The sequence below is a fragment of the Oceanospirillum beijerinckii DSM 7166 genome (genome assembly GCF_000422425.1).
GTDB classification, from domain to species: domain Bacteria; phylum Pseudomonadota; class Gammaproteobacteria; order Pseudomonadales; family Halomonadaceae; genus Oceanospirillum; species Oceanospirillum beijerinckii.
The window spans coordinates 90,569-103,519 of the sequence record NZ_AULT01000011.1 but is presented as its reverse complement, the minus strand read 5'-3'; the positions used below and the strand labels follow the sequence as shown (position 1 = coordinate 103,519).

10 protein-coding genes are annotated in these 12,951 nt (G+C 46.6%); 3 read left to right on the top strand and 7 right to left on the bottom strand.

Annotated features, from left to right (window positions below; genetic code table 11):
* The first annotated feature begins 102 nt into the window (after window positions 1-102).
* Window positions 103-702 carry an Hpt domain-containing protein gene (locus tag H579_RS0105310; protein ID WP_028299823.1) on the top strand — a complete coding sequence of 200 codons (600 nt, stop codon included), beginning with the start codon at window positions 103-105 and terminating at the stop codon, window positions 700-702.
* Window positions 699-1,802 carry a response regulator gene (locus H579_RS27620; protein WP_051227325.1) on the top strand — a complete coding sequence of 368 codons (1,104 nt, stop codon included), beginning with the start codon at window positions 699-701 and terminating at the stop codon, window positions 1,800-1,802. The genes H579_RS0105310 and H579_RS27620 overlap by 4 nt, the downstream gene beginning before the upstream one ends.
* A 97-nt stretch (window positions 1,803-1,899) precedes the next feature.
* Here the strand turns inward: H579_RS27620 and H579_RS0105300 are convergent, their stop codons facing one another.
* A complete protein-coding gene (locus H579_RS0105300) occupies window positions 1,900-2,376 on the bottom strand; it encodes a PACE efflux transporter (RefSeq protein WP_036565411.1) in 477 nt (158 codons plus the stop codon).
* A gap of 280 nt (window positions 2,377-2,656) precedes the next feature.
* On the opposite strand from H579_RS0105300, the gene H579_RS0105295 reads away from it, so the two are divergent.
* Window positions 2,657-3,541 carry a LysR family transcriptional regulator gene (locus tag H579_RS0105295; protein WP_036565453.1) on the top strand — a complete coding sequence of 295 codons (885 nt, stop codon included), beginning with the start codon at window positions 2,657-2,659 and terminating at the stop codon, window positions 3,539-3,541.
* 79 nt (window positions 3,542-3,620) lie between these two features.
* On the opposite strand, the gene H579_RS0105290 is transcribed toward H579_RS0105295, so the two are convergent.
* The 6 genes from H579_RS0105290 to H579_RS27615 all read right to left on the bottom strand — a co-directional run bounded on the left by H579_RS0105290 (window position 3,621) and on the right by H579_RS27615 (window position 12,284).
* The gene (locus H579_RS0105290) at window positions 3,621-4,988 is read right to left on the bottom strand and encodes a sensor domain-containing diguanylate cyclase (protein ID WP_028299820.1); all 1,368 of its coding nucleotides are present in this window, start codon (window positions 4,986-4,988) and stop codon (window positions 3,621-3,623) included.
* Between the two features lie 226 nt (window positions 4,989-5,214).
* The gene (locus tag H579_RS0105285; protein ID WP_281167010.1) at window positions 5,215-5,439 is read right to left on the bottom strand and encodes a DUF3820 family protein; all 225 of its coding nucleotides are present in this window, start codon (window positions 5,437-5,439) and stop codon (window positions 5,215-5,217) included.
* Window positions 5,440-5,563: 124 nt separating this feature from the next.
* Complete coding sequence (locus H579_RS0105280) at window positions 5,564-6,295, bottom strand: hypothetical protein (RefSeq protein ID WP_028299818.1); 732 nt, start codon at window positions 6,293-6,295, stop codon at window positions 5,564-5,566.
* A 213-nt stretch (window positions 6,296-6,508) separates the two neighbouring features.
* Entirely contained in the window at window positions 6,509-8,782 is a 2,274-nt protein-coding gene (locus H579_RS24310; protein WP_051227323.1) for a methyl-accepting chemotaxis protein, read from the bottom strand.
* 512 nt (window positions 8,783-9,294) lie between these two features.
* On the bottom strand, window positions 9,295-10,800 hold the full coding sequence (gene mqo, locus H579_RS0105265; RefSeq protein WP_028299817.1) for a malate dehydrogenase (quinone): 1,506 nt from the start codon (window positions 10,798-10,800) through the stop codon (window positions 9,295-9,297).
* A 497-nt stretch (window positions 10,801-11,297) separates the two neighbouring features.
* Window positions 11,298-12,284, bottom strand: coding sequence for a diguanylate cyclase (locus H579_RS27615; RefSeq protein ID WP_051227322.1), 987 nt, complete (start codon window positions 12,282-12,284; stop codon window positions 11,298-11,300).
* Between the last annotated feature and the right edge of the window lie 667 nt (window positions 12,285-12,951).

Sequence of the window (12,951 nt, the reverse complement as noted above, 5' to 3'; positions counted from 1 at the left end):
TCTGCGTTTATTGAGCTGATCAACATCATGATCAGCCAAATGGCAATAAGCTATTATATACTCGACTCACCCCAGCAAAATAATCATGCAAGGTAAGCAACGATGGCGGAAATTCTGAACCTTGAGGACACTCTGGAGCGCATCAATCACGACACTGCCCTGTGTCTGGCGGTGCTGAAAGAGTTTGTTCGTTCCCATCATGCAGAGCCCTCGCAGATGGATCGTCTGATCGAAAATAACCATATTGACGACGCGCTAAAAAAAGCTCACAGCATGAAAGGAATGGCCCTCAATTTAGGTGCTCATCAGTTATCAGAAGTGGCCAAATCCCTGGAGCTGGCGCTGAAAAATCAGGATGTGTCTTTGCTTAACCAGCTGCAAAATGAATTTGCTCATTGTCACCGCTTGACTCTGGTCGAGATTGAGAAAGCGATAGGACAACTGGAGGAACAGCAGGATATAGTGACCTCTGGCTCAACGCTGAATCGCCAGGAGATTCACCGTGATATTCAACTGGCACAGATTGCTTTTGATAATGATTATGCAGAGGCCCTGAATCTGGTCGAAAACCTATGCCATCGAGTCTCCGCACAACACTACCCTGAGTTACATCGGTTACTGGACACTATGCGAATTTTCGATGTGATAGCGGCCAAACAGATGCTGGCTCAACTTGTCGAACACACAGGAACTCAATCATGAGTAAAGATCAACGCCCCACCGTTTTGATTATTGATGACTCTCCTATTGATATCTCATTCCTGTTTTCCACATTGTCCAAAGCCTACTCGGTGATTGTTGCTAATAATGGGGTTATGGGTCTGGAAGCTGCAGAGTCGAAGCAACCAGATGTGATTCTGTTAGATGTTTCTATGCCAGAACTGGACGGTTACCAAACCTGTCGCCAGTTAAAGCAGAACCCTAAAACCCAGACCATTGATGTGATTTTTGTTTCCGCCCACGATACTACAGAAGAGAAGATGTCCGGTTATGATGCCGGTGGCTCTGACTATATTGTCAAACCTGCATCGCCGGATGAGCTGTTACAAAAAGTACGTTTAGCGGTTGAGAATAAAAAGCTCAGAGAAAGTATTCAGCAGGATAAAGATAACGCTTTCATTACGGCGCATTCTGCTTTGACCTCTGCCGGTGAGCTGGAGGTAGTGATAGACTTCTTTCGCGATCTGTCTGTTGTTTCTTCCGTTTCCGGGTTGGGCAATACCATTGTAAATGCCCTGGAGAAGTTTCATCTGGTCAGCACCGTTAAAGTCAGCTTTTCCAAAGGGGATGTATTTACGGCGCGACAAAACCCCGTATCCCCCCTGGAGAAAGAGATTCTGAATCGCCTGGTCAGCGATGGTAAAACCCTGGAATATGAAAACCGTATCGGTATGAGTAGCGGTAAAATCTCTATTCTGGCGAAAAATATGCCTCAGGATGATAGTGAGCTTAATGACCGCTATCGGGGTTATATCGCCACCTTTGCTGAAGCGGCTGACAGAGTGATCCATGAACTGGAGACTGAATTTAAGCTCTCAGCCCTGCTCTCTGAAGCCCAGCAGGCGATGATGGACAGTAGCCAACAGTACAGCAATTATAAAACAGCCACTCATGCGATTATGGATAATGTGCTGATGGATATTCAAAAAGCCTTTGATGACTGGGGGCTAACAGAATCCCAGGAGAAAGTGCTGTTGCAGATTGTTAATAAATCGACCGATGAGTTTTTGCATTATTATGAAGACAGCTTAAAAAATGATCATAAGATGAAGGATATCCTCGACAAGATATGTGCGTTGTAGATGCTGGGACGCAGGAAAGAAGGCTAGATAGTAAGGGCAGAGCCAGTGCTCTGCCTTTTGTTTATGCGAGTCATCAGGATAATAATAAGGCTTGAGGTCAGCCCATTTGAGCCCCTTCAATAATCTCTTCCTGATGCGGCTGAATCACAGGGAACAGCTTGTCATAGACCAGAGTAAAGGCATAGGTATAGATCACGATAAAGGCCATCATCGCGGCATCCATCATCAGGGCTTCTAACACACTCATATCCAACCACCACATCACCAGTGGCAGTGAGGTTAGCGTTAAAGTACCTTCGAAGCCTAAGGCATGAATCAAACGCTGACGGGTAGTACGCCCGGTTGGCACCACACCACGACGGATATCAAAGCGATCATAAAAGTAGTTGTAGATTACGTTAATGATCATCGCTTTGATGCTCAGTATTACAGCCAGAACCCCGATATCCAGTGCCTCACGCTCAAGTAGTAATGCCGCTGTTGGTGCCAGACACATCAGTAACAGAATCTCAAAGCTCACGACATACCGAGCCCGATCCCAACCTGATCTCACGACTATTTTTTTCTGTTCCATTTCTCCGCTCACTTTTATATCGCCAAAGCCCAATACTTACCAGGCTTCAAGCAATAGATACAATTCAACCCGGTCTAATCCAGTCCAGATCCAGGTTCAAACCTATTCAAGGCATCAAGGTTCAGTTAAGGGGGCATTCTATTGTTTATTGAGATATATAAAAGTTAGTTTCTATCTGCTTTTCAGATATATTCATACTTACACTACGTTGTAGGCTTCAGGTCCATAGCCTGATAATCCTGATAGCAAAGAAAACAGCGGCATTATGGAGAGCAGCAAAATGCCTAATATTGAACAACTTAACGCCTTTGTCGCAGCGGCAGAGACCGGTTCTTTTTCTGCCGCAGCCCGACGTTTAAAAAAAGCACAATCGGCCATCAGTAATGCCGTGATCAATCTGGAGATTGAGTCCGGAGTGGAACTGTTTGACCGCTCGACCCGCAGCCCCAAACTGACCGTCGAGGGGGAGTCTTTACTGAAATCCGCTTATGCGGTATTGGAGAGCCACAATGAATTTGTCCATAAAGCCCGCTCGATAAACCTGGGTGAAGAGAGCGCACTTTGTGTTGCTATTGAGCAGAATCTCTTTACTCAAGCGATGGTTAAACTACTGGTAAAATTTGAGCAGGCCTTTCCTCATATTGAACTGGAGCTACTGGACCCAGGTGTCAATGATGTTGCGGAGCTGATTCGCACAGGCCGGGCAGATATGGGGATTATGTTGGAGCAGGAGAATTACCCTCAGGGGTTTAAGTTCCGCGGAATCGGTCACTCACGACGCATGCCGGTATGCAGTAGAAATCATCCTCTGGCACAACTGGAACAGGTAGATCATAGTGACTTGCGTCAGTATCGCCAGCTCATTCCTAAAAGCTTAAACCCGGAAGATACCAGCCATAACGCCCATATTCTAAGCCCCAAAGTTTGGTATGCAGAAAGCCCTTTTGTTATTGCAGAGCTGTTATGTGCTGGTTTAGGTTGGGCCAGTTTGCACGAATCCGTGGTGCAGGAAGAACTTGAAAGTGGCGATCTGATTGTGTTGAAGCGTGTCTATCAGCAAGATGCTTCTCTGCAGGGTATCGATGTAGTGTGGACGGAAAAAAAAGCAATCGGTCCCGCTGGGCAATGGCTGTTAAATCATCTATTTCAGTTAAACATCCACTAGCCTATAAGGCCTGCAAATAGATTTTTTAACAGTAATACCGCTACCTTAAACCGTGGTGGATCTGTCTTAGAGCATAATATTAAGCCATCCACTCGCTGGCAAAGCAGAAGTTGTTTTTACCCGCTCTTTTCACCTGATACATCGATTGGTCGGCGGCGCGCAGTAATTCTTCAGCACTCTGGCCTGAAACCGGGTACAGCGCGATTCCCACACTGGCACCAATATGGGCATTCACACGTTGGCACACCTCATCCTCAACCTGAAACGGTTGCGACAGATCTTTGATGGCACGTTCGGCAATCTGTGCAGAATCGTCTTTATGGCTGATATCCGGCAGGATAATAATAAATTCATCGCCACCGATACGACCAACAGTGTCTTCTGCGCCAACCAGAGCTGACAAGCGCTGCCCAACAGCCTTCAGCACTTGATCTCCTGCATCGTGACCATAGTTATCGTTCACAGATTTAAAGCCATCGAGGTCAACAAACATCAGTGCCACTTGCTTATTACCGTGTTTGGCTTGAGAGAACGCCTCCTCCATACGATCCTTGCACAAACGTAGGCTGGGTAAACCCGTTAACGCATCGTAATGGGCCTGTTTTTTCAGCTCCTCTTTAACACACTCAGCCTCAGCCAATGCATCATGTAGCTCCGTCACATCATATTCCGACACCAGCGTCAGATAGTCCCCGGTCAAAGGATGACGGCTGGTACGAATATTCACCGCATGACGACGAATGCCTTTTTGCGTACGCATCAGATGTTCCTGCTGACCATCCTGATGCGCCTGAGCTTGTGCCAAACGCGCTTTACCTTCGGCGGGATCAGCAAAACGGCGCTCAAATTCAGAGAGTGTATTGTCACTGCCATCGCTATGGTCTAACGCATCAGTGGTATTACCAGTACCCGCAGCATCCAGCCCACCACGGGCATAACCATAGAGTTCAGCCGCAACAGGATTTTCAAAGATAGGTTTGCCTTGTAGGGTGAAACTGGTCACCGCAACAGAGGTGTAGCGCACCGCTTCGGCAAAAATCAGGGTTTCCGGGTCTTCTCCCAGGTTCACCTCTTCACTGATAAATGCAATGATACCTCGGTGTTTTTCAGGACCTAGTAAGACGGCTTTATGTCTCATCATCAGGGTTTTGGGCTTACCATTGGGGTAAGTGGTCCAGGGGTCAACGGTCATACCCTGAGCAACCGCTTTGTAGAAGGTTTGTTCCGTACGCTGGCGGGCGCTTTCTGTATCAGCCGACAGGTCTTTATCGATCAACTGCTGAACCCGATCCAAACCCCAAAATTTGAGTGCACTGGAGTTACCCCACCAGAAGCCGTGACGATCCAGGTCAAAGATCCAGATAATATCCGGCACCAGCTCAAAACCCGCAATATCACTGAGAGCACTTAACACCGGAAGGTGATCGAAATTGGTTTCGTTATACACGTACAAACCTCGGACAGGACAGATGCTTATGTGAACATCCTGTAAACGCAGCAATATCAGTAGCTTTTCATGCTATACCCACTAAGTTTTAATCCAGCACATCAAATATAACAAGCCTATAATTGTCGCGTCTTTGTAAACACCGAATACAGAGGTACCAGATTACAATATTTTGAATCGCGTTTTAACTCAGAAAAGCAGAGGATTCATAAACACAACCCAAGCCTTAGGATCGTCTAAGTGGGGTTAACAGGCTCTCAAGACCGTTAATCTGCAACTCAAGCATCAGAGCCATCAACATACCCAGCTCACCAGAAGGGAACCCTTTTTTGCCAAACCACAACAGATAAGGTTCTGGCAAATCCATCAATACACGACCCTGGTATTTGCCAAACGGCATTTTCATAGTGGTCAGTTTCAGCAAAGATTCTGGGTTAATGGTATCTAGCACGCGATATCCTGTCAGTTTATATAATAAAAGAGATAATCAGACTGCCTGTAGAATGCGGCAATAGAGTGCGGCAAGACAGTACTTGAGATATTCAGGAATTACCTCTGAAGCGGACTTGCACTGTTTATACAGAGCCATGATGACTTATCTTACGTTTATCCAGCCAAAGCGCAACTACCAGCCAAAGCAACAGAAACATCAACAAAACCTGTGGTGTTTCAGCTACATACATCACCTGACGACTTAGGAGAGTGGTCCCGGCTATCAGAAGCAGGTAATAGGGAAGATTGATTAATCCCGCAAGAAAGACCACACGCACAGGGTGCCGTTCAGCGCCCTGATTGAACATATAAAAGGCCAGAGCATTGGTGTGCAACATCGCCAGGAGCAGATTTCTAAGAGAAAAATCATCTTTCATCCCGGTTTCAGGCTCTCTTCCAACGGGCTTTCCACCAACACAATAATAACCCAAACCGTAGTTGATCAAAGAGCCCAGAGTTGCGGCAGCCACCATCACCACAGTCAACACTAACATATCCAGCCAGGAAGGGTCCGCTAACACCACCAACACGACCGCAAAGAACTGACCGGGAAAATAAAACCCCAGATAGACAATCGACTCCAACAGAATAATCAACAATAGCAAAAGCGCAGACGACACGCTGATATCGCTAAGGCTGCGGCCTGCAGAGGAAGTTTCTGATAAATCATTAGCCAGACTTTCCTGGCCTAATAACATGCCCTGTAATTGTGATAATAGAATCTCACCACTGGGAATGACGTCCATATGGATCAATAGAGTCAACACAGATAAGGCTGCCAGAGCAGAGAGCGGCAGTAAGCTATGGTATTTCATCGATGGCTCTACGTTCAGGAATGAATAAATTCGATACGTCAAAAAGCCGGGACTGGTTCGGTGTGCAAAGCGGGGGGGCTGAAGCAGTGCTTCACTTGCAACAGAGGGCAAGTTTGTCATAAGGGGCAAGTCAGCATTTAGCATACAGAGCAGCCGCAAAATACGACTGCTCTGTGTTAGCGACTTTAACGGATAATCATAGTCAGGCCGGGCTTAGCCATGATGTTTATAATGCTCAATAGCGCTATCCATGCCTGCCACGATTTCATCAGACAGCTTACAAACCTGATGATAAAGCCGTTCTGCTTGCGGCATATCGCCTTGCTCTTTGTGCTGGATAATCTGCTTAATCAGCTGGTGCAACTGCTCATGAGGGCTTTCTATCGACTTCAGGTCTGCATTATGGCGACAAACCTCATGACCATCACCGTAATACCAACGACCAAAATCACACTCATGGGCGGATACTGCTTGATTCATGGAGATCCCTTTCCCTGTATCCAGGAAGGTGCGTAAACGCATTTTCCACGCCTGGTGTGCACTACGGGCCACCGCCAATTCTGTGGCCGGGTCTTTACGCACCTTAAAGCGACGCACAATGGCCATCAGTGCCGTCATCTCTCCGCCCATCAATGAGGACTTCTGCATAATCTGACCGGCTCCGGCATAGGTCTCTTCTGCACCTACGGCAATCGTACTGACACTCTCGTTGATGGTATCGGAAACCTGGCTTTGCTCCTCGGCTGCACTGGCGATCTGATACACGGTATCATTGATTTGCTGCATGCCGTCTGAGATCGCCTTCAATGCCTTACCGGATTCATTAGCCACTTCAACTAACGCCCCGACATGCTGCTGACTCTCGGTAATGACATCGGTGGTTTCCCCCGTTACTTGTTGTAGTTCAGTGATCATCTGATTGATCTGTGCCGTGGCATCCTGGGTGCGGCTGGCCAGAGAGCGTACTTCATCTGCGACCACCGCAAAACCTCGGCCCTGTTCACCGGCACGGGCCGCTTCAATCGCAGCGTTCAGTGCCAGCAGATTTGTCTGTTCGGCGATACCGTGAATCACGTCCAGAATGGTGTGAATCTCCTGAGATTGCTGATTCACCCGATTAATCATCTCAACAGTCGAGTTCACGTTATCTGCCATTTCATGGATGGTACGAATACTCTCCTGCACAATCTCGTAGCTTTCTTTTGCTTGTTGACTCGCCTGATCAGTGACCTCTGAAGTGCTGTTCGTGTGATTGGCAACCTCTTGAGCCGTCGCTGTCATCTCATTGATCGCAGTCGCCACTTCCGTAGTACTTTGCTGCTGATTGCGTGCCTGAGTAATGGTGTTCTCTGTGATATCAAACAGTTCAGAGCCGGAACTGGAAACCGTAGCAATCGATTTCATCAACGTTTTCACCACATCCTCAATATTATTGATAAAGCGGTTAATAGAGCCTGCAATCTCACTGAGTTCATTATTACCGTCGGTATCCAGCTGACGACTCAGATCACCATCACCCATTGAGATATTATCCACTGCTATACGCATCTTATCGAGCGGCTTAACAATGCTGCGGGTAATCGCTACCGCAACAATCAAACCCGCGATCAGGAACAGTACAGCAATCATCACCGAATGTTGAACAGAGGTATTAAACATCGCCAGATAATCATCACGCTCCATCGCCACCTGAAGTACCGCCACAGGCTGACCGGAGAAATCTTTCAGCACATTGGCATATACCGCATAATGACGGCCATTCTGATCCAGTTGAGCCATCAGATCATCACCGCGCAACACGGCATTTAACTCAGAAAGACCCAATAGCTCCTGCCCCTGTAGCGTTGAAGCATAAGATTGAAGACCCTGACTGGCTTTTTGATGCACCACCAGGTCAGCACCAATCTCTTCTTTCACCAGATCAAAGAAAGACTGCCCCAGGGAAAAGCCGAACTCCACCGACCCCCAATGCTGTCCCTGCACATGTATCGGTACGACACCACGAATCCCCAGGCCTGCGACACCTTTCTCGATACCACTGACCGCACGGCGCTCACGATTAGTCACAACAACGGTTTCACGGAAGCTTGATAGATCATCACCAAACTTCTCGGTTTTATGCACCCTCAGATAAGAGGTCGCAGGAGGCTGATGAAACTGAAACTGCCTTAAACCAAATTCGGATTTCAGGATTTTAAAGCCCGCTTCGGTACTCACTTTCAAACTGTCACGATCATCTCTGACCAGTGCTGACTGAATTTGTGGCTCCTGAGCAACATAACTGGCCATGGCCGTTGCCAATCGCTCTTCAGATTCAATTTTGGCCTGCACTTGATTAAACAAACTTTTCAGCTCTCTGTGCTCTGCTTCTTCAATCAACTGCTTCATATCCGATAACAGGAAAGGAATGACAACAGCACAGACCAACAACATCAACAGGGAAAAACCCAACACCAGACGGGTACGGATACGGAATCGGCTGAACATAGAGGCCTCTAAGGGTGGGGGCTGCAGCACATGAGGGTTAATGAAAGCGCATTAGAAATGCGCTTCAGACCAAGGCGATAAAAGCCTTAATACCGTCAAAAATCTGCAGCAAAATTCAATATCTTCTAATTCAAATTTTAGCAATATAACATATAAAGACACAATGTAACATTTAGCCGCATCGAATATGCTATCCACTAGGCGCTCGGCGATAAAAAGCAGCCAATGGTCTGAGGATGGAAGAATGGAAGAATGGAAGAATGGAAGAATGGAAGAATGGAAGAATGGAAGAATGGAAGAATGGAAGAATGGAAAGTATAGATTAACAAATGACAGGTAACAGCCTGTCGCCAAAACCTCAAGGGAAAAGCAAAATGGCTTGGTAAGAAAACAAATAAGTTCCGGTTTAATACACAAAACCGGATTTTACCCATAAAGATAAAACCCGGCTTTTATGATCGAATCCGGTTATACGCTGCTAAACCCTAACCGGATAGCTCAGCGGTTAGACTTTAGGCCTCGTCGGCTTCAGTCTCACGATCCAACTTCAAAACACGCAGAGTGCGCTGACGAACCGTAGATAGCAGTTCATCATTATCGGTTAGAGACTCGCCATAAGAAGGCACCATCTCTTTCATCTTCGCCTGCCACTCAGGGGTTTCCATACGCTCAGCAAAACATTTTTCTACGATATTGATCATAGTGTTCACAGCAGTAGAAGCACCTGGAGACGCACCTAACAGTGCAGCCAGAGAACCATCTGCTGTAGTAATCGCTTCAGTGCCAAACTCAAGTTTACCAGAACCTGTTTTTGGGTCTTTCTTGATGATTTGCACACGCTGACCGGCCATCGCCAGTTCCCAATCATCATCTTTTGCATCAGGGAAGAAGTTACGGAGCGCATCACAACGGGCACTGTGGGACTGACGCACTTCGCTGATCAGGTAACGGGTCAGATCCATATTGCTCATACCTACCGACAACATGGACTTCAGGTTGTCCGTTTTAATACTGGACGGCAGATCGAACATAGACCCTTTTTTCAGGAACTTAGTAGTGAAACCGGCAAAAGGACCAAACAGCAGGGCTTTTTTACCATTAATCACACGGGTATCCAAGTGAGGTACGGACATCGGTGGCGCACCAATTGGCGCAGTACCATAAACCTTAGCCATGTGCTGCTCTGCAATTTCAGAGTCTTTACATACCAGCCACATACCACTCACAGGGAAACCGCCGTAACCTTTACCTTCAGGCACATCGGCTTTCTGCAGCAAAGGCAAAGCACCACCACCAGCACCCAGGAAGACAAAGCCCGCATTGATTGTCACATTGCTGCCATTTTTATCTTTTAGAGTAACGTTCCAGCGGCCATCACGATCTTTTTTCAGATCCTGAACATTGTGTTCCAGCAGAAGCTCGTAACCGTCTTGCTGCTCCAGGTGTTTTACCATGTTGCGTGCTACAGAACCGAAGTCGACATCCGAGCCATAACGCACACGCGTCGCCGCTACCGGCTGATTCGGGTCACGGTTTTGCATCACCAGAGGCATCCACTGGCGAATCACTTCATGATCTTCGCTGTACTCCATGTCTTTGAAGCACTCGGTTTTACTCAGGGATTCATAGCGGGTACGCAGGAAGTTAACGTTCTTCTCACCCCAGACAAAACTACAGTGCGGGGTTGGATTAATAAACTGCTCAGGGGAAGGCATCGCATTCTGTTCAACCAGATAGGACCAGAACTGCAAGCTAACTTCAAAAGCGGAGTTGATGGTAAAAGCCTTGGCAGTGTTGACGCTACCGTCTGCCTGCTCAGGTGTATAATTCAACTCACAGTATGCGGCATGCCCTGTACCGGCATTATTCCAGCCATCTGTACTTTCGTGGGCAACATGGTCTAAACGTTCAACCATGATGATGTTAGTGGTAGGATCCAGCTGCTTCAGCAGCATACCCAGGGTAGTGCTCATCGCACCCGCCCCTACTAGTAACACATCTGCAGATTTTGCGGTCATACGAGCTTCGCCATTTGTCAATTATTGGGATTGAGCCGACACCAGAAGTGGGCTTTTGGCCTCGTCATTCCCAACAGGCAAACGACGTCTCTGGATATCCCTGTTTTAGTTATAGTGACCGGATTAACATCCTGCCCGATACCAGGCAATTAGATGAGACATTTTGTCCTTATTTCCGGCTAGATGGCGCAGAATTATACGGATTCTGTTTCAAATGTCTTGGTCTAAAACCGGTTAACAGGTTATCAATTTGGCGAATATTGCATCTAAAGTCTTACATTTAACCTGCTGTAATGCTTTAGTTTTTATTTCTTAATTCGACTAAAGGCCGATAAATAGTGATCCGACAGAACATGACCCATAGGTCACAGAACCACAGCCCTTATACCGATTTATGCTGCTTCGCATTTTTTTTAGATAGATACGCTACAAAGAAATTTAAAAAAATTCTAAGAACACCAGAAAAAATAGGTATATCAACCAGAAGAAATTGACTTTCACCCTATTTTTCTACATACACGCTCAGTGAGACCAACTAATTGCTCTTCAGAAAAATTCATCTCTTTTTGTGCGATCATACGCGCAACATCAATAGAAACAGTGCAGTTTCGACCGGAACTTTTAGCCTGATACAGAGCAATATCTGCCCGTTTAATGGAATCTTTAATTTCACAATGAGGGCATAGCTGAGTGACACCAAAGGAAGACGTTACGCTGATCTGCTGCCCCTGATAATCCAGCGCCGCTTCGGCCAGCTTTTTACGTACCCGCTCCACCACCTCACAGGTTTCAGCCAGATTCATATCAGGAAAAATAAACAGAAACTCCTCACCACCAAAACGAGATACAGTATCGTGGCGCCGGATAGCCTGATGAAAGACATCGGCCACCATTTCCAGCATGCGATCCCCTGCATCATGACCATAGGTATCATTTACCCGTTTAAAGTGATCAATATCCCCTAGGACAATACAGGTATTTGCGCCTTCATCCCGCTGCATGCGGTGCACTTCGTGTGCCAACAAAGCATCGACACTGCGACGATTCATCAGTTTAGTGGTTGGATCAAACTGATGTTTGTTAATTACCGAGAACTCCAGAATTTCCAATACCATATAGAAAAACTGATCCCGGCTTTCAAGAAAGGATATGAACAGATCTTCACTGACATTCTCACCACGATTCAACTGCTCGATCAGCACCCTGGCTCTATCGTGCAGCTCTTCGTGGTACTGCTCCAGCTTTAGAAAGGAGCCTTTTTGGAAGATAGGATCAGCTAGCAGTTTCTGCATCCAACGACCGAACTGGCAATGTTTATGCGCATCCTCTGCGACAAAATCCAGCTTAGTTAAAGGTTGGCGTAATACCAATGCCGTCGTGATCTTGTTCATCCACTTCCTGTGCTCCCCCAATGACCGCTTAATATCCTCAGACAGGGTTTCAAAGTCCTGCTGATCAATACTTTCCAAGAGGTGCTCAAGCATAGAAAAGTCTCACTTTCAGATTAATGCTCATACTCATGTTATATCAGGGTGTCAGTGATATGACCATTTAAAGCACAATAAAACCAGCGCTGGATCAAAGCTTAGATCACGGGGTAAAAAACTATCGCAAAATCCCTTGAACAAAAGTGAAATCAGCAGGATAGTAATTGGATTAACACCATATAACTCAAACCAATCTACCTTAGGGAGATCCTTTCGGTAATCACCGGCCTCTATTAAGGATAGTCTCTTCTTGACCAGTTGAAGCTCAAAACCCTCTTTACGATCCCGAGGAGTATTGATCTCTATCTGTCCATTCTCAGTACAGATAGTCTTGCTGGATTAATCAGTGCGGGAGTTAGATGAAGTGTTTCTGCTATGCCTCTCGTATCCCAGGCGATCACCCAGTTAAGCATTGAGAGCCGTTTCAACAGTGACTTTTTGAGCATTTGCCGAAAGTCGTTTCGGTCGATTTAGCAGCTTCGCGTGCGAGTGCTTCAAGTTGTTGCTTATTCATATCAGCCTATCCTTGGCCATTGCGGACTCAGTGATAGCCTGTTACACGGTTTTATCTTATGACTCTGGATTTAACAGTTGAACCAGTAGTTAGGCCAACTCCTTTGGCCTCAAGCAGTATCCTGGGGCTTGTGCCCATCCTTCAGATCAT